Source organism: Mediterraneibacter agrestimuris, from assembly GCF_943193195.1.
GTDB lineage: Bacteria > Bacillota > Clostridia > Lachnospirales > Lachnospiraceae > Schaedlerella > Schaedlerella agrestimuris.
Map to the genome: position 1 here is coordinate 1 of NZ_CALPDG010000040.1, position 22815 is coordinate 22815.

The following is a 22815-nucleotide window of genomic DNA, read 5'->3' on the forward strand; positions in this document are numbered from 1 at the left end:
AGACCGTAGGTTTATTAAGGTTACCCTTTTCCCTGAAAATCTTTTTAAAATAACTCTTGACTATTTACCAAATTGCTTTCTTTAGTTTATAACTTATACCGTTATTTTAAGGCATAATGCCACAAATGTAAATCACAATCGTGTTTTAAATTTTTAAGGAGGTGTAACAAATGAAACGAATTCTTCCTCCGTGGAGCAAGGAAGTGAAAAAAGCCTTAATTGATAATGATATGAGCGTAAAAGAACTTTCAGAGGACGTTGGTCTTGGCAGAGAATACGTTTCCCGTGTGGTAAATGGAACCGTATATGCTCCGGAAATTGCAGAACGGATCAGCAAGCGTCTTGAAATTGAAACAGAATACGCTAACATTATCTGATTTAATTTTAGTGGAGTTTGGAGGAAATATAAATGTCTAAAATTGCTACAAAAGCCTGCGGAAATATCTATTACGATGCCCGTTATAATGCGGCAAAGTTCAATGATAGATTAAATAGTCGCGAGGGAGCAGCGGAAGAGATGGGAATTGACCGGTCTAGGCTTGCAAGGATCGAACTTGGCAGTACAATCCCGTATCCAGAGGAAGTTTTGCTGATGGCGGATATGTATAAGTCTCCGGAACTAAAAAATCATTTTTGCAGGGAAGCAAGTCCCCTTGGGAAAAATATTCCAAAGATTGAATGTTCAAGTCTTGATCGAATTGGACTTCGGGCAATGTCCTCTTTTAGGAAGATCAGCGAGGCAAAGGAAATTTTGTTAAATATTACCGAAGATGGAATTATAGAAGAAAGTGAAAAACCGGAGCTCAACAGGATTATCGAGATACTTGATGAGGTTGTATCTATTACTAATAGCTTGAAAGCGTGGGTAGAAAAGAATTGAAGGCACAGGAATATTGTGATTCGCGGGTTTTTTGAAAGCTTATGTTTAACGATCTGCAGCTGGTAATAACTGAAGCGCCAGGTAAAGCAATACAGCGTCTTTAAAACGTCTTGGATTTAAACCACATTTTTTATAAATGTGGTTTAATTTATACTGTAATGTGTTTTTATGTAAAAACAGGCGGTCACCTGTATTGATTAATGACATATTTTCATCAAAATATACCCGGATCAATTCTTGTTCTTCAGGTAAAAGAGACAGGATTGTTTTTGAGAGAAACTCGTTTTTTTCCTCTTCTTTTAAATTAGAAATAAAAATTTCCAAGGTTAGATTATCAAATATAATAAAGTTATTATCTGCATTGAATATTGCTTTTTCAGCAATAAGGGCTGATGCATAGGAATCTGCAAGCTGATAAATAGACGAGATTTTTCCTGCACAAATTTGCAGTTCCTTATTTACATGTGCAAATTGTTCCAAAATATGAGATTTTTCCTTAAAGATTTGTTCTTCTATTACAGCTACATATATATTGGGGTAATAAAAGGTAAAAAGGGTTATGGAAAGCAGGCGAAAAGTCTGAATTATTTTTTGTTCTATTATTGATAAATTAGTTGTATCTTTTTCTCTTTGCACCTTTATAAAAATTACCCGTTTCTTTTCTTTGATACTAATGTTTAATTCTGTTAGACAGGAATTCAGATAGCCCATATTGAAGTCTGCTTTTTTGATAAGAGAATCAATAACAAAATGCTTCTTTTCTGACTGATTCCGGCTGTCCATATTGAATTCCCTCTCACGAATTAAAAGATGTGTAATACGTTCAGCGAGATGTGCATATTTTCTTACAATGTCAGGATCACCAGTGATACCAATTACAGCCAGAAATTCATGATGATAATAGACTGGCAGGTTAACACCTCTTTGTGTTCCATAAAAACTGTCATCTGCTGTTACTTCTATTGTGTTCCCTGCCAGTGCCGCTTTATATCCGATTTCATGAAAAGTACCAATCCTTTCGGGTACCGTACTGGCAAAAATAATCCCGGACTGATTAATAAAATTTATGTCCTGTCCACAAACATCTTTTACTGTAGTAACTACTTGAAATGCAAAATCTTCCTCTATTTTATTTGCCATGAGATTTTCTCCTTGCTAATGAGAATATAATAGTGATCATCCTGCTGTTTTTATTGAAATATTTTATATGATTTTACCATATCATGTTCTGCGTAACAATATGATTTTATTATATTATAAAAATATGTTCTGTATAACGTTGATATTGTTTTGAAAATTTAATATACTTGGTATATCAAAAAGAAGAAACGAGGGATAAATGCATGAAGGCAGTAGTGGCGATTGATTCTTTGAAAGGAAGCTTGACTTCTATGGAGGCAGGTAACGCTGTAGCAGAGGGAATTCTGCGGGCAGATGCCCAGGCAGAAGTAGTCGTGAGACCCTTGGCAGATGGAGGGGAAGGCACGGTTGACGCTCTTGTATGTGGAATGAAGGGGACAATACAAAATGCTGTTGTTACCGGACCGCTCGGAGCACCAGTGAATTGTGAATATGGGATCATTGAACAAACCAAGACCGCTGTAATTGAAATGGCAGGAGCCGCAGGAATCACGTTGATCTCGGAAGAGGAACGAAATCCGATGCATACGACATCCTATGGGGTAGGTGAAGTGATTAAAGATGCAATTACTAAAGGGTGCCGTCGTTTTATTATCGGTATTGGAGGAAGCGCCACAAATGATGGCGGGATTGGTATGCTTCAGGCGTTAGGCTATGGATTTTTAGATAAAGAAAATAAGCAAATTCCGTTCGGTGCAAAGGGATTGGAGAAATTAGAAACGATTACGGATGCTTATGTAATTCCTGAACTGGCAGAATGTGAATTCCGCATTGCCTGCGATGTAACAAACACTTTATGCGGAGAAAACGGCTGCAGTGCTGTCTACGGTCCACAAAAAGGAGCAACTCCTTCTATGATCATGCAAATGGATAAATGGCTTGAATATTATGCGGCATTAGCTAAGAAACTCTATCCAAAAGCAAATGCACTTCAGGCAGGAGCCGGCGCGGCGGGAGGGATGGGCTTTGCGTTCCTCAGTTTTACCAACGCTGTTCTTGAATCAGGGATTAAAATTGTTTTAGAAGAAACACAACTTGAAAGTTATATTGAAGATGCGGATATGGTTATAACCGGTGAGGGAAGATTAGATGGTCAGACTGCTATGGGAAAAGCGCCGGTAGGAGTTGCCCGTCTTGCAAAAAGACATCATATTCCAGTGATTGCATTTGCAGGAAGTCTGACAAAAGAAGCAGTTGAATGTAATAAAAATGGTATTGATGCATTTTTCCCTATTTTAAGAAATATTGTTACTTTGGAGGATGCGATGAAGCCGGAAAATGCGAAGGTAAATCTTTCAGACAGTGTAGAACAGGTATTTCGGTTAATAAATATATACAAAGACAAATAACGGAAGAAAGACAAGTGAAATAGTTTATTACAAATATGTTATGGAGACGGTGAAGATGTTGATTGATATGCATTGTGATACCATTAGTGAACTTTTACATGGAGACAAGAAGCAGAGTCTTGCTCACAATGATCTTTGCGTGAATCTGGAAAATATGCATAAGGCGGGAACTTGGATACAGTATTTTGCCTGTTTTGTAAATGCAGGGAAATACGAGAGAGAATTGCGTCACAGGCAAGATATTTCTTCTCCGTCATGGGAGAGAGCATGGTCAGAGGTGATGCATCTGATAGAACGGCTGCGTCAGGAGGAATCAGATGAATTGCGGATTGTTCATACTTGCAAAGATGCAGAAGCGCTATGTCATAAAAATGTTGTTGCAGCGCTTACCACTGTAGAAGAAGGAGGTGTACTAAACGGCAGGATTTCACGTCTGGAAGAGTTATATGAAAAGGGCGTCCGCCTGATGACTCTGACATGGAACTACGAGAACTGTCTTGGTTATCCTAACAGCCGGAATACAGATATTATGAATCATGGACTGAAAACATTTGGTTTAGAAGTGATTGAGCGGATGAATGAGATAGGAATGCTGATCGATGTCTCTCATTTATCTGATGGAGGCTTCTGGGATTGCATTCAGAAAAGTAAAGCGCCGGTTGTTGCGTCACATTCTAATGCGAGAGAATTGTGCGGTCATCCGAGAAACCTGTCTGATGAGATGCTTCGCGCGCTGTCAGATAAGGGAGGCGCTGCAGGTCTTAATTTTTATCCTGCATTTTTGAGGGAGGATAGTAAGGTGACCACTACAGACATTGCAAGACATGCGAAATATATGATTAATACGGCCGGAGAAGATGTAGTTGCAATTGGAACGGACTTTGATGGGTTTAAATCTGAGAACCGGGAGGGGTATATTACCCATGTGGGACAGATGGAACAAGTGTGGGAATCGTGTAAAAATGCCGGGATCACAGAACGGCAGATGGATAAAATCTGCTGGCAGAATGCGTGGCGGGTGATGAAGGAAGCCAATATGCAATGAGAGCGTCCGTTTAGACTTTTTAAGGATTCCCAGAATTAAGAGAAAGGAAATAGAGATGAAGGAATTATTAGTTGTAGTAGATATGCAGAAGGATTTTGTAGACGGTGCATTAGGGACAAAGGAAGCGCAGAAAATTGTTGAGAATGTGGTTCATAAGGTAAAAGAGGCAAAGGAATGTGAAAAAAATGTGATTTTTACAATGGATACGCATTATCAGGATTATCTCCAGACACAGGAAGGCAGAAATCTGCCGATAGCGCATTGCATCAAAGGTACGCCGGGATGGGAACTGATTCCAGAACTTCAAGGGTTAAAAGAGGGATGCCTGGTTTTGGAAAAACCGACTTTCGGAAGTACAAATCTGATACATACTGCTGTGAAAAATGGGTATGAAACGATTGAACTGATTGGATTGTGTACTGATATCTGTGTTATTTCTAATGCTATGATTTTAAAGTCCGCTCTTCCAGAGGCGGTAATTACAGTTGATGCTTCTTGCTGTGCCGGAGTTACAGTAGAAAGTCATAAGAATGCATTGGAAGCTATGAAAATGTGTCAGATAAATATCTGTGGATTGTATTAAAAAATAAAATGTTTCATACGCCCTCTTTCAGGTGCATATAGTGCAGAAGGAGGGTGATTTTTATGGTTGAAAAATTAAATGGCATACCCGAAGCGTATGCAGAAATTACGGGAATAGAAGCATATCCGGACATTTATGGTTCCGTCTCCTTTTATGATGTATACGGCGGTACCATCGTAATGGCAGAAATTTATGGACTTCCGGAGCAGAATACAAAAGAGCCGGGAGGATTTTATGGTTTTCATATCCACGAAGGAAAATCCTGTACGGGAACTATGGATGATCCGCTGAAGGATACGGGAGGACATTTAAATCTTACGAAAGAAGAGCATCCTCGTCATACAGGGGATCTGCCGCCGCTGATTTCTGTAGATGGGGCTGCCTGGATGGCAGTATATACGGGGAGATTTCATCCAGAGGATGTAGTTGGAAGGACCGTGGTAATCCATCATGATTCAGATGATTTTAAAAGTCAGCCTGCGGGAATGAGCGGTATGAAGATTGCCTGCGGAGAAATCCGGGAGGGAATGCCTGGGGGAATGGACGCAGGAGAGTGAAAGAAGAGGGCTGACGGGAAACAGAGTCTACATACAATATACACGGTTATGAGTTTGAATAAACTCCAGTCTATATTGTAGTGAATTTGCTATTCTCGACAGTCATGTTTTAAATTTCCAGGAATGACCTTGTTATATTAACGTGCGAACGTTAGATATTAAATGGTCTTTCCTGGAAATTCTTTTGTAATCATGTCCGCACAATGAAAATGTGTGGGACTCCGCCTCTATTCTTTTGGAAGCAGAGAATAATGCCGGGATAAGGTTTCTCCTTTTAACCATACTTCTATATAATCTGTCTCTGTATTCCATCCGCCGGCAATTCTTTGGAGAGAGTATACAGTCCGGTCAAGAAGCCGTCTGATTTCTTCCGGGTCAGTGACAGGAACAGATGAGGTGTCCTTTAAACTGATATCAGCAGAAGAATTATAATCTACGGAAGGCAGTCTGGTATAGGTCATTTGAAGGACATCTTCCGGGTTAATCTCCGTGCATATGGAATATCCGTATTCTTCCAACAGTTTCAATGTATTTTCATAGGTATCAAACAAATACAGATTCGTTATAGTGCGGATATAATCATCAGTATGTGATGTGAACATATCCGATGGGATTTCGTTTGATTTTAATTGGAATGCGAAACTTCCGATCGGGTTATCTTCCTGTAATTTGTGTATGTCCACTTGTAAGAGATCCTGCTGATATGCTTTTAAAAGATTCTCCTTTTCCTCGCCGGTCAGTTTCAACGGAGTGTCAAAGCGGATATCATATAGTATGACAGTTTCAATTTCATCTCCTGTAATGTAGAAGGCTGGAAAGAGTTTTCTGCGGTAGGATTCTTCCTGACAAAGTTCGTCCAGAGTGTTTAGCAGACTTCCACATTTTACAACATATGAACGATAGACGCTCTTTCCGTTTGTCTTGTTGAAACGGACGGTGATGCCGGTATAGTCAACCGGGTCATACATTGAGTTCTCATACAGATTATCAAAATGCATTCCCATGTTGTGATTTGAGATTCCTTCCTCTGCCAGTTGGTACAGCAGGTCGAACTTTTTTGTTTGTGCGTCATCATCCTGCAACAGATAATAGGATTCACTGCTCTCAAAGTCATTATTTACATAATCGAAATAATTCAGATAAGAGTCACTGTACAAAGCCATGCTCTTTATGTCTGATTTTTTCGGAAGCCATGTGTCATAGCCGAATAAATCCAACTGCATAACAGTAAGAATTCCGACAACTCCTATGATGGAAATCAAAGAGGAAGTTTTCCGTTTAAAAATCTGCCGCAGATCCTGTGTGTAAATGAATTCAATGATTCCGCACAACAGTATTACTGCAAGGATACTAAAGAAGATGATCCATTTATTTCCAGTGTTATAATAAAAACTGTCTGCAAAAAATCCAAAGAATAATGCACCGGGAATGGCAATTAAAATCTTGATCACAGACGCAGACTTTTGGAAAGCCAGAGCATTTCCGGCGGATTCCAGAGAACGTTTCTGATAAAGGTAACATGCCAGCAGCCAGATACCTGCAATGACTGCAATTGCAAACAGCAAGAACAACGGCAGTTTGTAGTTGGCAGCAGTTCTGTATGTCAGTGACTGATATAGATCTAACGGTGACAAAATATTTGACAAGGAATCAATCAACAGTGACCGTTCTCCATGGCGGGGAGTATATAACGTATCATAAAAAGTGCTAAACAGTCCTGAAAACAATTCTTCGGCCATGGAATAGTACACGATCAATACAAATGCAGCCAGTGTACCAGACAATAGTCTTCCAGTCAGCATCATTGCCAGAATTGCAGTGTGATACAGAATCAAATAACCCAGGATGCCTCCAAAGACGGCAAGAACAGAAGGGAGAAAATTGGAAGAAACAAGGACTCCCTTAGATGCCGCGATCACCATGGTACACAAACTGGATGACAGGTACGGAATCAGGAACATCAGTAAGCCGCCTATATAAGAAATGTTGAACCACTGGATTCTTTTCAGTGGAAATCCGTGGAAAAAGTCGGATTTTTCCGGCTGATGAAGGTAAGCATATCCACTGACTGCACATATAACTGCCAGAAGGAGGATAATCACTGTAAAGGGACGTGCCAGACTTCCATTCAGCATGCGGGGGAATTGTTCCCGATAAGAGTTCAGAGGCTGTTCGGCGGAGCTGTTCAAAAAATTCTCGATGCGCATGGTTATGGATACAGTTTGCATAAAGAAGAGTGTAATAAATGACAACACCATAAACCAGATCCGCTGTTTTACATTCTCCAAGATGTATTTTCTGTATGAAATTGAATTATTGCAAGAAGTCTTTGAAGTCATAACCCGCTACCTCCGTTTCACTTATAAATATTTCTTCCAGTGATAATGGAAGAATTTCAGCAAATATCGGCTCCTTTTCCATTGTACGTTTTAGAATCTCATCCCTGGAACCACGCACGGTAATCGTCAGAAGAGAACCGCTTTTCTCGTATTGAAGAATAGAAAGCTGAGAGAGCAGTTCTGCCTCTTTTGCGTGATCTGGAATGACGCATTGGATTTTGTTAATGTTACATTTCATAGAATCCAAATCTTTTGTAAAGAGCAGTTTCCCTTTGTGAAGCAATCCTACCGTATCACAGATATCTTCCAATTCTCGCAGGTTGTGGGAGGAAATGATCGGTGTGAAATCCCGCTTCATCAATTCTGAGGCAAAGAGACTCTTGAACGTCTGACGCATGACCGGATCCAGTCCGTCAAAAGTTTCATCGCAGAAAAGGTATTTCGTCCCGGCGCATAAGCCGAGCAGAAGCGTTATCTGTTTCTTTCGTCCTTTGGAAAATGTCTGGAGCTTCTGGTTCTGTGGTATATCAAACTTTTCCGTCAGTTTGTTAAAATAAGTCCGGTCAAAATTCTGATAATTCAGCGCATAGTACCGGCACATGGATTCTGCCGTTGCATTTGGAAGAAACGTGGAAGCATCGGACAGAAAACAAAGCTTGCGTTTGGCTTTGGGCTGTTCAAATACCGGAATATCATCGATGATCACAGTTCCGCTTTCCGGCTTTAGGATTCCAGAAATCAGACGGAGTAGTGTACTTTTACCTGCTCCGTTACTTCCTACCAGTCCGAAAATCATTCCTTCCTGAATTACCGCGGATACATCATGGACCGCGCAGGTATTTTGAAAAGTTTTTGTTACATTGATTAACTCAATCATGGAGTACCTCCTTGCTGTAAACTTGCTGAATGAGTGTCTGACAGTCCTCTTCTGTGACGCCTATGTCCCTGGCTCCAAGAAGCATCCGTTTCAAGTCGCTTAAGTAAAGCGTCTTTTTCTGCTGGATCAAAAGGGAAGCGTCTGAGATAAAATTACCGCGTCCCTTGACCGGGAAAATGTATCCTTGCTGTTCCAGCATGGCGTAGGCTCTTTGAATGGTATTTGGATTGATGGAGAGCTTAACAGCAAGTGAACGCACCGAGGGCATCTGGGAACCCGGCTCCAGAATGCCTTTTAGTATCAGCAGTTGAAACCGTTCTACGATCTGTTCGTAGATGGGTGTTCTGCTTTGATAGTCGATGGAAATCATGTGGACCTCCTTTTTTGAAATCTAGTGTACTATCTGTATTAATACACTTAGTATAGCTTGAAGGGATCAGAATGTCAAGAACTATTACATTTCCAGAATGTTTTTATCTGGTAAGGCGTTAAATTTTCCGAGAAATTTAGTTTTAGGAGCAGCAGCTCTTGCAGTTCATTTACAATTTCGTAGAGAACGGCGCGGGATTCAAATTCATCACGGGTGGACGGGAGCGGGGCGCTGCGGAATACAGTACGCATTTCGGAGAGGCTGTACAAAAGTTCCTCTGCATTATTGTATTCATTCATGGAATCTGCAGTCATATGCAGTAGAGAAGCTACAGAAGCAGTCTGGGCATAGGATTCACAGAGACGGGGGAGGTTGCGGGCAATACGTGCCAGCAGATCGTATTGTTCCCTTCGCATATTCAAGTAGAGAGAATAATAGCTCATATCACGGAAGAGTTCGTTATTTTCCGTGTAGACTGCATGGTCAAGCGCCTGGGTCAGTGTATCCCGAAGGGCTCCTAGCATTTCCGTGATAGTCTCATTTTCCTTCTCCTGAAATATTGCGGTGGACATAGTGCGCAGAATTTCAGAAAATTGTATTTCAATTTCTTTTTGAGCCGTGCGGATTAAGTGGATCCGGCTTGGCATGTACAGATTCATCAGAAAGCTCATAAAAATGCCAAGAGCCATCAGGCATGCTTCGTTTTGAATGGCTGCGGATTGAAGGGTCTGTGCTTTCCAAAGATGCAGGATCAGGACAGTGCTCATAGAAAATCCTTCCGTGAATTTTCCGGTCTGGCAGATCAGATAGTACACAAGCAGATATAAAAAAATGCTAAATGTCGAATAGTTCAGCAACGGAAACATAAGCAGAGCGGTTAAAACTGCAAAACAGAAGGCAATGACACGTTTCCATGCAGTTTTCAAAGTTTCTTTTCGTGTATTTAGTATACTTAGCAAAGTAATCGTAATGACGGAAGTACTGTAAGACAAGTGGAAGTATTCCGCTAATAGGTAGGCGAAGATACAGCCAAAGGAGATTTTGAGAGTTTTGATAAGATTAATGCGGGATAAACAGGCGTGGAGTTTCATGTGGATAAGTCTCCTTTCTGGATTTTTTATTAGTATGCCATAATTGATTTAAATTATTGAGGAAAGAAAAGTGGTTATAAGTGATGCAACAGTTCACACCCGGGCCGTGCAGCGTAGTGTGCGGCCCGGGTGTGAAAAGTAACGAACTGTTACCGTATGATGGATTTAATGAAAATATACTTGTGTGAATATACAGGAAGTGATATGATTGACAAAGTGATGGAACATTTCCACAGGAAAAGGCTGTCACTTTGCACAGCAGTAAGCTGTGAACAGTAATAATTTATAGCAGAGAAAGGAAACGAATAACGTGACCTACAAAGAAGCAAGGGTATATTTGGACGAAGTGTCGAAATACGGAAGTGTACTTGGCTTAGATGCGATTCGGGGACTTTTGTGTGAACTGGGGAATCCGCAGGATGATTTAAAGTTCATACATATTGCGGGAACCAACGGCAAAGGGTCTGTGCTTGCGTACACTTCAACGATTCTGAGTGAGGCGGGGCTTAAGACCGGGAGATATGTTTCGCCGACGGTATTATCCTATCTGGAAAGAATCCAGGTGGATGGGCAGTGGATTTCCGAAGAGATATTTGCAGAATTAGTTGAAGAAGTTCAGAGAGCTGTTGCGCGTATGGAGACAGACGGAAAAGCAAGTCCGACTGTGTTTGAAATAGAGACCGCAATAGCTTTTTTATATTTCCGGAAAATGAAATGTGATGTGGTGGTGCTGGAAACCGGACTGGGCGGACGCTTAGACGCCACTAATGTTGTGAAGAATACAGAGATTGCAGTGTTTGTGGCGATCAGCAGAGATCATATGGGATTTTTGGGAGAAACACTGGAGGAAATAGCGGAAAATAAGGCGGGGATCATCAAACCCGGATGCACGGTGGTATCGGCGGTGCAGGAACCTTGTGTACGGGCGGCGCTGGAACGAGAAGCACAGAAATATGGCTGTACTGTGATATATGCCGAGCCGGAGAAGGCAGAAGTGATCGAGGAAAATTATCTGGGGCAGACATTTGCTTATAAAGGAATGGAAGCCATACAGATTGGACTTGCCGGGCGGTATCAGATTGGCAATGCAGTCACGGCATGGGAAGTAGTGCAGGCATGGAATCACAGAATTTCAGAAGCGGGAAGAATTTCTGAACAGGCGGTTTGTGCCGGATTTGCAAAAACCAAATGGCCGGGGCGGTTTACCTGTATTTCTGAAAATCCGGTGTTTATTGTAGACGGTGCACATAACGAAGACGCGGCAAGGAGACTGAAAGAGTCCGTAGAAATCTATTTTCCAAAGAAGAAACTAACATATATCATGGGTGTTTTTAAAGACAAGGAATACGAGAAAATTGTGGAGCTGATGATTCCTTATGCGAAACGTGTGTATACGGTAGATCTGCCGGACGGGAACCGGTCGCTGTCATCAGAAGTATTGCGGGATGTGATCAAAAAAGCGTCAGATGACAAAACAATAGAAGCGAAGGCTGTCGGGACGGTCGAGGATGCGGTGCAGTGTGCGCTTCAAAATGCCGGGAATGAAGATGTGATCCTGGCATTTGGGTCGTTGTCTTATCTGGGAAGGGTGATGATGGCAGCGGAAGTATTTCAAAATATGAGGAAAAGAAAATGATAGATCAAGAAAAGATAAAACAGGCAGTTCAGCTGTTGCTAGAGGGGATCGGAGAGGACATCACCCGTGAAGGCCTTGTGGAAACGCCGGATCGTATTGCCAGAATGTATGAGGAAGTCTACAGCGGTTACGAAGAAGATGCAGGAATACATCTTGGCAAAGTTTTTCATGTGAATAATAATGAGATGGTTGTGGAAAAGGATATTACATTCTACTCTACCTGTGAGCATCATCTGCTGCCGTTTTATGGGAAGGTGCATATTGCTTATATACCGGACGGAAAAGTGGCTGGTCTGAGCAAATTGGCGAGAACGGCAGAGGTGTATGCGAAACGGCTTCAATTACAGGAGCAGCTTACCGGACAGATTGCAGATGCACTGATGGAACATTTACAGCCGAAGGGTGTGATGGTGATGATCGAAGCGGAACATATGTGTATGACAATGCGTGGGATCAAGAAGCCGGGAAGCCAGACTGTAACAATTGTAAAACGTGGTATATTTCAGGATAATAAAGATTTGTCGGATACATTTTTCCAAATGATCCGATAAGTTTGCATCAGAGATTCCTTACAGGAAATGTAAAGAAATGCAGATATACAGCACTCAAAGTTAAACATAGGGAGGCATTATGGAAGACAGGCGGGTTAAGGAGCAAGATATAAACATCGTGGAAGCAATCCGCAGACATCCGTTGTTTCAGCAGTATTATAAGCGGCTGGAACAGGCGGAGAAGGATAGAAGATTTTGCTGCCATCAGATGAATCATTTACTGGACGTAGCGAGAATTGCCTACATTCAGAATCTGGAAGAGGGACTTAGATTTCCTAAGAAAATGATTTATGCGGCGGCGATTTTGCATGATATCGGGAAAGCAAGGCAGTATGAAGAAGGTATTCCGCATGAGATTGCATCGGCGGAAATTGCAGAGGAGATTTTAAAAGATATTTCGTTAGGAAAACATAAAGAATTTTCTGATAAGAATATCTTTTCTGAGGAAGAACAGCAGGAGATTTTGGGGGCAATCCGTTCCCACCGGATATACAGAGAAGATATGAATTCATTTGAAAAGCTGTTGTATATCAGTGATAAGAAGTCGCGCCAATGTTTTGCCTGCTCTGCGGAACAAGAATGTAATTGGAGTTTGGATAAGAAGAATATGGAGATTGATCTATGAGAATCGGCAGCAAAGAATTTGATACAAAAAAGCATTGCTATATTATGGGAATCCTGAACGTGACGCCGGATTCATTTTCCGATGGAGGAAAATATACGGATATGGATGCAGCTTTGTTTCACGCAGAGGAAATGGTGCGTGACGGGGCAGATATTTTAGATGTAGGCGGAGAGTCCACCCGTCCGGGGCACATTCAGATTACTGCGGATGAGGAAAGTGCACGGGTTGTTCCGATTGTAGAGGCGGTGAAACAGCGGTTTGACGTGCCTGTGTCTATTGACACATACAAAAGCCGTGTTGCAGAAGCGGCGCTGGCAGCAGGCGCAGATTTGGTAAACGATATCTGGGGGTTGAAATACGATGAGAAGATGGCAGAAGTGATCGCAAAAAGCGGAGCAGCATGCTGTCTGATGCACAACAGAGAAAAGGCAGAATACAACGATTTCATTTCCGATGTATTAGATGATCTGCGGGAAAGCGTAAAACTGGCGAAGTCAGCCGGTATCCGTGAGGATGGAATCTGTCTTGATCCGGGAATCGGATTTGGGAAAACCTATGAGATGAATCTGGAAATGATGAAATATCTGTCTCTCATGTATGAATTAGAGTATCCGATCCTACTTGGAACTTCCAGAAAGTCCATGATCGGACTTGCATTAGATCTTCCGGCGGACCAGAGAGAAGAAGGAACACTGGCGACAACGGTAATGGGCGTGATGAGCGGATGTGGGTTTGTCCGGGTGCATGATGTGAAAGCCAATTATCGCGCGATTAAGATGACAGAAGCGATATTGAGGGTGCATTCTGCAACAGAGCAGCACAGTCCGGCGGACTGTTTTGAGTTGCCAAGCATACGACAAAAACGTCCAGTGGACGTTTTTTAGTGACTATGAAGCCAAAAGACTGAATAGTTGCGGTGCATGCATAGATGAGATGGAATGGCAAGAATATGTTGGGAAGAAAGAGGAATAGCAATGTCGAAGAAGTCACTGGATAAAATAAAAATTGAAAATCTGGAAATATTCGCAAATCACGGAGTTTTTCAGGAAGAAAATAAATTGGGACAGAAGTTTCTTGTGTCTGCAACTCTCTATACCGATACAAGAAGAGCAGGAAGGACAGATGAACTGACTGCGTCCATTCACTATGGCGAGGTCAGTCAGTTTATAGATTCTTATATGAAGTGTCATACCTTTCAGTTGATCGAACGTGTTGCCGAATCCCTAGCGGAAGAACTGCTGGTGAATATTCCCCTTCTTCAAAAAGTGAGAATTGAGGTAAAGAAACCATGGGCGCCGATCGGTCTTCCATTGGAAACCGTATCGGTGGAAGTTGAGCGGCAGTGGCATATGGCATATATTGCGCTCGGATCTAATATCGGAGATTCCAGGCAATATCTGAATGACGCAGTAGGGCAGTTAAATGCATTGCAAAATACAAGCGTTACAAAATGTTCCAAGTATTATGTGACTCCGCCTTACGGCATGGTGGAGCAGGACGATTTCCTGAATGCATGTCTGGAACTTCGGACACTTATGACTCCGGAGGAACTGCTTGAAGAGCTGCACAAGATAGAGCTGGGAGCAGGACGTGAGAGAATTGTACACTGGGGACCGAGAACGTTGGATCTGGATATTATTTTCTATGATGATCTCATTGTGGAAGAGAATGATTTGTGCATTCCGCATGTGGAAATGCATAAGCGGAAATTCGTCTTAGAACCACTGCACGAGATAGCGCCGTATAAACGCCATCCTGTGTATGGAAAGACTGTGAGAGAAATGCTGGAGAAGGTTTGCGGCGCTGAATAAAAAATAAATGGGGCAATTGGGAAATAAACTTTCCCAACAGCTCCATTTTCTGTTATCCTGTCGAAAATTAATTAAAAGTTATAACAACTCTTCAAAGGTATCATAAAACGTTGGATATGAGACATCTACACACTGGCTGTCCAGTATTTTTGTTGTTCCGTCTGCGACCAGCGCAGCGATACTGAATGCCATTGCGATCCGGTGGTCCAAAAGTGTATGGATATTAGCACCATGAAGCGTGCTGCCGCCTGTAATAATCATTCCATCGCTTGTCGGAGTGACATTGACGCCCATCGCAGCCAGATTATCTGTAACTGTTTCGATACGGTCAGTTTCTTTCACTTTTAGTTCTGCCGCGTCTTTGATAACGGTTGTACCCTCTGCCATAGCAGCCATAACAGCAATGACCGGAATTTCATCGATCAGTGCCGGTATGATATCTCCTCCAATTGTAATTCCCTTCAGCTTACTTGTACGGACAAGAATATCTGCAATCGGTTCGCCGCCTTCTGTTCTCTCCCGCAGAAGGGTAATGTCACCGCCCATATCTTCACAGACCTTTAAGATTCCGGCGCGGGTCTGATTGATCCCTACATTCTGAATTAAAATTTCCGAATCCGGCACGAGCAGCCCTGCTGCGATAAAGTAAGCCGCTGAGGAAATATCTCCCGGAACTATGATTTTCTGTCCGTATAATTCTTTGCAGGGGCGGATCAACACAGTTGCGGAGGTACCGTCCAGTGCATGAGAAGTGTGCAGGTCAGCGCCGAATTCTTTCAACATTAGTTCGGTGTGATTGCGTGAAAGGCTGGGCTCTGTCACAGCAGTTTCTCCATCTGCATAAAGTCCGGCAAGCAGGATACAAGATTTTACCTGTGCAGAAGCAACCGGAGAATTATAATGAATTCCATGCAGTTCTCCCGGTGTAATGTAAAGGGGAGCACAGTTGTTCCTGAGAATACTGGTAATATTAGCTCCCATTTGTGTCAGCGGCTCCATAATCCGCTTCATAGGGCGGGAATTTAAAGATTCATCCCCGGATAGCTTGGAATCAAAAGGCTGTCCGGCAAGGACTCCGGAAATGAGCCGGGTCGTTGTTCCGCTGTTTCCTACATTCAGGATCGTTTTGGGAGCATGCAGACCGTGCAGACCATTGCCGTGAACGAGAATCACATCGTCTTTCTTTTCAATGCGTATTCCAAGTTGGCGGAAACAGTCGATTGTTGCACGACAGTCAGCTCCATTTAGGAAATTGTGGACTTCTGTTGTACCCTTGGCAATAGAGCCAAACATGATGCAGCGGTGGGAGATAGATTTATCTCCGGGAATAGTTACTGTACCCTTTAAGCCGGTTACGGCATTCAATTCCAGTGATGTCATATGTGAAATGTCCTTTCATGTAAATTCTTTTATATTCCGTGAAAAAACAGGGAATATCTATATTTGATATACGATATAATGATATTTTTTTAATAATTCTGCCGCCTTAAGAGAAGGTTCTTCCTCATAAAACTCAATTCGCAGCACACCTTCTTCAAATTCACGGTTGTGTATAATTCCGATGTTCTTGATACTGATATTGTTGCTTGCCAAAATGGTAGCAATGGTAGCAATTCCTCCTGCTTCATCCACAATGTCACAGTAGAGGGCAAATTGCTTTTTAATCGGTCCGGCAGAGCTGTCTGGCATGGAATTCCTGTAATCTCTGGAGTTTTCAAACATGGAATAGAGTTCCTGCTCTTCGCCGGCATCGATGGCGTCTTTTGCGTCTTTTAGGACTTTTATATACTCACCGAGGATAGCAGAAATATTTTCTTTATTTTTTATACAGATCTGCTGCCACATGATCGGCGAAGACGAGGCGATTCGTGTAATATCCTTGAAGCCTCCGGCTGCCAGCCGTTTCATCAATTCTTCTTTATTATCTGCCTGGCGGACATAATTTACAAGGCAGGAGGCAAGAATATGCGGCAGATGGCTGATGGCGCCTGTTACATAATCATGCCCGGTATAGTCAAGTACCAGTGGAATTGCGTGCAGAGACTCGATAAAACGCTGGAATTCTGCTGCTTTTTCCTTAGGTACTTCATTGGACGGGGTGAGAATATAATACGCATTTTCTATTAAATGTGCCTTTGCGTTGGAATACCCGCTTTTCTCTGAACCTGCCATTGGATGCCCCCCGATAAATTGTGCGTTCATACCCAATGACTCGGCTTCTTTATGAATAGAGGTTTTTACACTTCCTACATCGGTTATGATGCAGTCAGGCGATGCCAATTCTTTTAAACGGTGCAGATAAGCCGCGTTATAGGCAATTGGCGCACAGAGGAAAATGTATTTGCAGTTTTTCAAATGTTCGTCAATGGAAGAACAGGTAGTATTGATGGTACCGTCCTGTATTGCAAGGGCAAGCATCTCTTTATTTTTATCAAATGCAATCAATTCGTAGTCTGGATAGTAGAGACGGATCGCTTTGGCAATTGAACCGCCGATCAGTCCCAGACCGATAAATCCAATTTTTTGTGGAGAACATTTCTTCGTATTTGCAGTCATAATGATGACCTCCGGTTTGTAAAATGTAGAATAAAAATATTCTATCACTTTAAATTGTAAAAGTAAAGATAATCAAGAATTATAAAAGTCTGCAATTTGCTTGTGAAAAATACATAAAATAGTTGTAATATGCATGAAAATTTAGTACAATATCAACATAACATGTTCGTGCAGACAGTTCGACCGGTAACATTACTAGGGAAGGTCCTATATGATTGTCATTGTGGTCTGCATAGATATGACATACAAGGAGGCAGCAGCATGAAGGTTTACAGAACAGATGAAATCAGAAACGTGGTATTGCTTGGTCACGGAGGCAGCGGAAAGACTAGTTTGGCAGAAGCTATGCTTTATGTATCCGGTGTATCCAATCGTATGGGTAAGATATCAGAGTCCAATACGGTCAGTGATTTTGATAAGGAGGAACAGAAGCGCGGGTTCTCAGTCAGTACAAGTATCGTGCCGATCGAGTGGGAAAAGGCAAAGATCAACATTCTCGATACGCCGGGATATTTCGACTTCGTTGGTGAGGTAGAAGAGGCAGTCAGCGCGGCTGATGCAGCAGTCATTGTTGTGTCCGGTAAGGCGGGTGTACAGGTCGGAACAGAGAAGGCATGGGAATTGTGTGATAAGTATGATCTGCCGCGTATGATTTATGTGACAGAGATGGATGTAGACGATGCAAGTTTCCGGCAGGTAGTGGAAGACCTGACAGCAAGATATGGTAAGAAGATTGCGCCGCATTTCCAGCCGATCCGTGAGAATGAGAAGCTCGTTGGATATATTAATATCATTAAGAATGCGGGAAGAAGATATACAGGCATCGGACAAAGAGAAGAGTGTGAGATCCCGGATTACTGTAAGCCGAATCTGGAGATTTTAAGAGATTCCCTGATGGAGGCGGTTGCAGAGACAAGTGAAGAATTCATGGAGCGGTATTTTGGCGGCGAAGAATTTTCTGTAGAAGAGATTCGCGCAGCAATGCGTACTGAGGTTATGGACGGGGATATCGTGCCGGTTGCGATGGGATCTAATATACAGGCGCAAGGTGTTGCCAATCTGCTTTCTGATATCGTACGTTTCTTCCCAAGTCCGGACAGGAGAAAGTGTCTCGGAATGAACTGTACAACCAACGATATGTTTGAAGCGAATTACGACTTCTCAAAAGCAAAGACAGCATATGTTTTCAAGACAATGGTTGATCCTTTTATCGGTAAATATTCTTTCGTTAAGGTGTGTTCCGGTGTATTGAAAGGGGATGACCTGCTTTATAATGCGGCAACAGATGCAGAAGAGAAACCGGGCAAACTGTATACCATGTGCGGCAACAAACCGACAGAGGTAAGCGAACTGTTTGCGGGGGATATCGGAGCCATTGCCAAGCTGACAAATACCAACACAGGAAATACGCTTTCTACAAAGGCTACACAGGTATTATATCCAAAGACCGATTATTCCACACCATATACATATATGAAGTATACTGTTAAGAAAAAAGGCGAGGAAGATAAGGTTTCGCAGGCACTTGCTAAGATGATGGCAGAAGATGTGACACTCAAAGCAGTCAATGACAGTGAAAACCGTCAGGCGCTGCTCTATGGTATGGGTGACCAGCATCTGGAGATTGTTGCAAGTAAGCTGGAAGCAAGATACAAAGTAGAGATTGCGCTGGAGACACCGAAGGTGGCTTTCCGCGAGACGATCCGCAAGAATTCTGATGTAGATACCAAGTATAAGAAACAGTCCGGCGGACATGGACAGTATGGTCATGTTAAGATGAGATTTGAGCCGTCGGGTGATCTGGAGACTCCATATATCTTTGAGGAAGAGGTAGTAGGCGGAGCAGTGCCGAAGAACTACTTCCCTGCAGTTGAAAAAGGACTTCAGGATTCTGTAGTGAAGGGACCTTTGGCGGGATATCCGGTAGTTGGTGTGAAAGCTACATTGTATGATGGTTCCTATCATCCAGTAGATTCTTCTGAAATGGCATTTAAGACCGCTACTGTTCAGGCATTCAAGAAAGGCTTCATGGAGGCGGGTCCTGTACTGCTTGAGCCAATCGTTTCTCTGAAGGTTACTGTTCCGGACAGTTATACCGGAGATGTTATGGGAGATCTTAATAAGAGACGCGGACGTGTACTTGGCATGAATCCGATTATGGGCGGTAAGCAGGTAATTGAGGCAGATATTCCTATGACAGGAATATTCGGATATTGTACAGTACTTCGTTCTATGACTGGCGGAAGAGGAACTTACGAGTATCAGTTTGCAAGATATGAACAAGCGCCGTCTGATGTACAGGAAAGAGAAATTGCAGCACGAGCAGCAGAAGAATAAATCGAATAAACAGAACGGTTGGAGAGGGATGTGACTTTTAACATCCCTCTTTTACAGTTAGAAAGTTTTATTTTTAGAGGGAAAAGTGTTAGGAAATGGTTTACGTAAGTTAATGTAGAAAACGGGAAAACCATTGTACTTTACGGATAAAGGTGGTATAATTGCTTTCACCTGAAAATGTATAAAAAATACAGGGATTTTAATAAGAATAAAACAGCAGAAACTAAGTAAAGGAAAATCAAAAATGAAGATAGTTATTATTGGAGATGGTAAGGTGGGGTATAAGCTTGCCAAAACCCTCTCTGGAGGAGAGTATGAAGTTACATTAATTGATAATAACGAGAGGAAACTGCAGGATGCAAGCAACAGATTGGATATTTTTTGTGTACATGGAGATGGCTGCAGTGTAGAAATTCAGAAGAATGCAGGGGTAGATGAAGCAGACCTGTTAATTGCGTGTACATCAACGGATGAGTGCAATATGCTGAGTTGTCTGATCGCCCGCCGTGTGGGGGCAAAGCATACGATCGCACGTGTGCGGAATCCGCTTTATTTTAAACAGATTAATATTCTAAAGGAAGACCTGCGGCTGAGTATGGCTGTTAATCCCGAACTGACAGTTGCAGGTGAAATCAGCCGGCTGCTTTTAGTGCCGAATGCAAGTAAGGTAGAGGTGTTTGCCAAAGGAAGAGTAGAATTGGTCGAATTTCCGATTATTGCAGACAGCCGTTTACATGGAATGACACTGGCAGAGGTATATCGAAATTTAAAAATCAAAGTGCTTGTCTGTGCAGTAGAACGCGGGGATGAAGTTCTGATCCCGAATGGAGATTTTGTTATGCATACCGGAGACAAGCTGCATATTGCAGCGTCTCATAAGGATGTGAGCCGCTTTTTTGAAAAGCTGGGACACAGGAAGATGAAGATCCGCCGGGTACTTATATGCGGGGGTGGGCGTGTCAGCTACTATCTGGGGATGCGTTTATGCAGTATGGGAATGCAGGTAAAAATTATTGAAAATACGTATGAGCGGTGTGAGGAACTTTGTGAACTGCTTCCAAAGGCAACGATTATCTGCGGAGATGCAACTCATCATGAATTGCTGGTAGAAGAAGGAATTGATGAGTCGGATGCAGTCATTGCACTGACCGGAATGGATGAGGAGAATATTCTGATAGGATTATTTGCACAGAGCAGGAATGTATGCAAGGTCATTGCCAAGGTCAATGAAGACAACCGGGTAAGAATGGTGGAGAAGCTGGGACTGGATTCTACTGTTTCTGCAAAGACGGCAACGGCAGACGCAATTCTGAGTTATGTCCGTGCAAGAAAGAATTCCCAGAGCAGCGCCAATGTAGAAACATTGTATCAGTTGATAGACGGTAAAGTAGAGGCGCTGGAGTTCATCATCAAGAAAGAAACAAATTATACCAATATTCCATTTAAGGATTTATCTACAAAACCGAACAACCTGATTGCCTGTATCGTGAGGGACCGTCAGATTATCATTCCCAATGGTGATGATTGTATGAAGGTTGGCGATAACGTGCTTATCGTAACGATGGAAAAAAGCATGAAGGATATTGAAGAAATTATATTGTAGGTGCAAGATGAGATGAATAAAAGAATGATTATGTATATCATAGGCAAGATGATGGGAGTAGAAGGTGCAGTACTTCTAATTCCGGCTTTTGTGTCATGGATATACGGAGAGAAAAACGGAATTGTATTTCTGGCAGTGTCAGCGGTGCTTATGCTGGTTTACTTGATGTTCGGGAAAAAGGTTCCGGAAGTTAAAACAATTTATGCCAAGGAGGGACTTGTAGTAGTAGGTTCGGCATGGATTTTATGGTCTTTGTTCGGGGCGATCCCCTTTTTTATTTCAGGTGAGATTCCGAACTATCTGGATGCATTTTTCGAGACTGTGTCTGGATTTACCACAACGGGTTCTACGATTTTGACAGATATTGAAATCTTGTCAAAGGGAACTGCTTTTTGGAGGAGCCTTACACATTGGATTGGCGGTATGGGAGTACTCGTGTTTGTTATGATGCTGACATCTCTGGATGATGAAAACTCAATGCATTTGATGCGTGCCGAAGTTCCGGGACCGGAGGCAGACAAATTAGTGCCTAAGGCGAGGGACACAGCGAGGATTCTTTATACGATGTATTTCATACTGACAGCTGTTGAGGTCATTTTTTTAATGTTTGGCGGGATGAACTTCTATGATGCGCTGCTGCATTCTTTCAGTACGGCGGGAACAGGTGGATTTTCCAGTAAAAATGCCAGTGTTGCATATTATGCCAGTGCTTATATTGACGGTGTGATTACTGTGTTTATGATTTTGTTTGGAATTAACTTTAACTTGTATTTCTTCCTACGGCTGAAAAACTGGAAAGGAATGCTGAAAAACGAAGAGCTTCATGTATATCTGGGAGTTATTGCAGCGGCGGCAGTGATCATCAGTATTAACATTGCCGGAACATATGGAAACCTTGTACATGCATTCCGCTATGCATCATTTCAGGTGGTCAGTGTGATCACGACAACGGGTTTTGTGACGGCAGACTACAATCTCTGGCCAGAATTGTCTAAGATGATCCTGATGTCCCTTATGGTTGTCGGCGCCTGTGCAGGCTCGACCGGAGGCGGTATGAAAGTGTCGCGAATACTGATCCTGTTAAAAAGTGTAAAGCAGGAAGTAAAGAGGATGCTTCATCCCAAGGCTGTGACGATTGTAAAAGTCAACGGCAAAAAGATTGGAAATGATACAATGCGGACTGTATATATTTATTTCATTTGTTATATATTTATTATGATAGGCTCTGTATTGATTGTTTCGATTAATAATTTTGATTTTGCGACAACCTTCAGTTCAGTTCTGACAACCTTAAATAATGTAGGACCGGGAATTTCACTGGTAGGTCCGGTAGAAAACTTTTACAAGTTTTCGGGACTTTCCAAGCTGGTGTTTTGTTTTGATATGTTAATCGGACGACTGGAGATTTTCCCGTATCTGCTTTTGATGTCTCCAGGACTCTGGAGAAGAAAATTTTGATTTTGTG

At 42.3% G+C, this 22815-nt stretch carries 21 protein-coding genes; 14 read left to right on the top strand and 7 right to left on the bottom strand.

Going from position 1 to position 22815, the window contains the following annotated elements; translation table 11 throughout:
- Positions 1-170: 170 nt before the first annotated feature.
- Together NFS18_RS15230 and NFS18_RS15235 are read left to right on the top strand one after the other, a co-directional pair.
- Positions 171-377: a helix-turn-helix domain-containing protein gene (locus NFS18_RS15230; protein ID WP_251391823.1), complete on the top strand. Its 207-nt coding sequence runs from the start codon at positions 171-173 to the stop codon at positions 375-377.
- Between the two features lie 32 nt (positions 378-409).
- On the top strand, positions 410-880 hold the full coding sequence (locus NFS18_RS15235) for a helix-turn-helix transcriptional regulator (RefSeq protein ID WP_251391825.1): 471 nt from the start codon (positions 410-412) through the stop codon (positions 878-880).
- Between the two features lie 45 nt (positions 881-925).
- Here NFS18_RS15235 and NFS18_RS15240 read toward each other — a convergent pair whose 3' ends face one another.
- Positions 926-2020 carry a CdaR family transcriptional regulator gene (locus NFS18_RS15240; protein ID WP_251391827.1) on the bottom strand — a complete coding sequence of 365 codons (1095 nt, stop codon included), beginning with the start codon at positions 2018-2020 and terminating at the stop codon, positions 926-928.
- 203 nt (positions 2021-2223) lie between these two features.
- On the opposite strand from NFS18_RS15240, the gene NFS18_RS15245 reads away from it, so the two are divergent.
- The 4 genes from NFS18_RS15245 to NFS18_RS15260 all read left to right on the top strand — a co-directional run bounded on the left by NFS18_RS15245 (position 2224) and on the right by NFS18_RS15260 (position 5554).
- On the top strand, positions 2224-3369 hold the full coding sequence (locus NFS18_RS15245; protein WP_251391829.1) for a glycerate kinase family protein: 1146 nt from the start codon (positions 2224-2226) through the stop codon (positions 3367-3369).
- Between the two features lie 55 nt (positions 3370-3424).
- On the top strand, positions 3425-4414 hold the full coding sequence (locus NFS18_RS15250) for a dipeptidase (protein WP_251391831.1): 990 nt from the start codon (positions 3425-3427) through the stop codon (positions 4412-4414).
- Positions 4415-4469: 55 nt separating this feature from the next.
- The gene (locus tag NFS18_RS15255; protein ID WP_251391833.1) at positions 4470-4997 is read left to right on the top strand and encodes a cysteine hydrolase family protein; all 528 of its coding nucleotides are present in this window, start codon (positions 4470-4472) and stop codon (positions 4995-4997) included.
- Between the two features lie 62 nt (positions 4998-5059).
- Positions 5060-5554 carry a superoxide dismutase family protein gene (locus tag NFS18_RS15260; protein WP_251391835.1) on the top strand — a complete coding sequence of 165 codons (495 nt, stop codon included), beginning with the start codon at positions 5060-5062 and terminating at the stop codon, positions 5552-5554.
- Between the two features lie 227 nt (positions 5555-5781).
- Here the strand turns inward: NFS18_RS15260 and NFS18_RS15265 are convergent, their stop codons facing one another.
- The 4 genes from NFS18_RS15265 to NFS18_RS15280 all read right to left on the bottom strand — a co-directional run bounded on the left by NFS18_RS15265 (position 5782) and on the right by NFS18_RS15280 (position 10231).
- The gene (locus NFS18_RS15265) at positions 5782-7689 is read right to left on the bottom strand and encodes a DUF6449 domain-containing protein (protein WP_251391837.1); all 1908 of its coding nucleotides are present in this window, start codon (positions 7687-7689) and stop codon (positions 5782-5784) included.
- Positions 7690-7867: 178 nt separating this feature from the next.
- Positions 7868-8770, bottom strand: a complete 903-nt coding sequence (locus NFS18_RS15270; RefSeq protein WP_251391846.1) for an ABC transporter ATP-binding protein — start codon at positions 8768-8770, stop codon at positions 7868-7870.
- The gene (locus tag NFS18_RS15275) at positions 8763-9140 is read right to left on the bottom strand and encodes a GntR family transcriptional regulator (RefSeq protein ID WP_251391848.1); all 378 of its coding nucleotides are present in this window, start codon (positions 9138-9140) and stop codon (positions 8763-8765) included. Before NFS18_RS15275 ends, NFS18_RS15270 begins: the two co-directional genes overlap by 8 nt.
- 74 nt (positions 9141-9214) lie before the next feature.
- Complete coding sequence (locus NFS18_RS15280; RefSeq protein ID WP_277613642.1) at positions 9215-10231, bottom strand: aromatic acid exporter family protein; 1017 nt, start codon at positions 10229-10231, stop codon at positions 9215-9217.
- 310 nt (positions 10232-10541) lie between these two features.
- On the opposite strand from NFS18_RS15280, the gene NFS18_RS15285 reads away from it, so the two are divergent.
- The 5 genes from NFS18_RS15285 (at position 10542) to folK (ending at position 14854) form a co-directional block, all read left to right on the top strand.
- Positions 10542-11867 (top strand): bifunctional folylpolyglutamate synthase/dihydrofolate synthase, encoded by a 1326-nt coding sequence (locus NFS18_RS15285; RefSeq protein ID WP_251391852.1) that lies wholly within the window; start codon positions 10542-10544, stop codon positions 11865-11867.
- On the top strand, positions 11864-12418 hold the full coding sequence (gene folE, locus NFS18_RS15290; RefSeq protein ID WP_251391854.1) for a GTP cyclohydrolase I FolE: 555 nt from the start codon (positions 11864-11866) through the stop codon (positions 12416-12418). Before NFS18_RS15285 ends, folE begins: the two co-directional genes overlap by 4 nt.
- Positions 12419-12497: 79 nt before the next feature.
- Positions 12498-13043: an HD domain-containing protein gene (locus NFS18_RS15295; protein WP_251391856.1), complete on the top strand. Its 546-nt coding sequence runs from the start codon at positions 12498-12500 to the stop codon at positions 13041-13043.
- Positions 13040-13927, top strand: a complete 888-nt coding sequence (gene folP / locus NFS18_RS15300) for a dihydropteroate synthase (RefSeq protein ID WP_251391865.1) — start codon at positions 13040-13042, stop codon at positions 13925-13927. The genes NFS18_RS15295 and folP overlap by 4 nt, the downstream gene beginning before the upstream one ends.
- A gap of 90 nt (positions 13928-14017) precedes the next feature.
- Positions 14018-14854 carry a 2-amino-4-hydroxy-6-hydroxymethyldihydropteridine diphosphokinase gene (gene folK, locus NFS18_RS15305; protein WP_251391867.1) on the top strand — a complete coding sequence of 279 codons (837 nt, stop codon included), beginning with the start codon at positions 14018-14020 and terminating at the stop codon, positions 14852-14854.
- A 78-nt stretch (positions 14855-14932) separates the two neighbouring features.
- Here the strand turns inward: folK and aroA are convergent, their stop codons facing one another.
- Positions 14933-16234, bottom strand: coding sequence for a 3-phosphoshikimate 1-carboxyvinyltransferase (gene aroA / locus NFS18_RS15310; protein WP_331477718.1), 1302 nt, complete (start codon positions 16232-16234; stop codon positions 14933-14935).
- 57 nt (positions 16235-16291) lie between these two features.
- On the bottom strand, positions 16292-17410 hold the full coding sequence (locus NFS18_RS15315) for a prephenate dehydrogenase (RefSeq protein WP_251391869.1): 1119 nt from the start codon (positions 17408-17410) through the stop codon (positions 16292-16294).
- Between the two features lie 261 nt (positions 17411-17671).
- Between NFS18_RS15315 and NFS18_RS15320 the strand changes: the two genes are divergently transcribed.
- From NFS18_RS15320 to NFS18_RS15330, 3 genes are all read left to right on the top strand, one after another.
- Positions 17672-19747, top strand: a complete 2076-nt coding sequence (locus NFS18_RS15320) for an elongation factor G (RefSeq protein ID WP_251391871.1) — start codon at positions 17672-17674, stop codon at positions 19745-19747.
- Between the two features lie 244 nt (positions 19748-19991).
- Positions 19992-21350 carry a Trk system potassium transporter TrkA gene (gene trkA, locus NFS18_RS15325; RefSeq protein WP_251391873.1) on the top strand — a complete coding sequence of 453 codons (1359 nt, stop codon included), beginning with the start codon at positions 19992-19994 and terminating at the stop codon, positions 21348-21350.
- Positions 21351-21362: 12 nt separating this feature from the next.
- Complete coding sequence (locus tag NFS18_RS15330; RefSeq protein WP_251391875.1) at positions 21363-22808, top strand: TrkH family potassium uptake protein; 1446 nt, start codon at positions 21363-21365, stop codon at positions 22806-22808.
- Positions 22809-22815 lie beyond the last annotated feature (7 nt).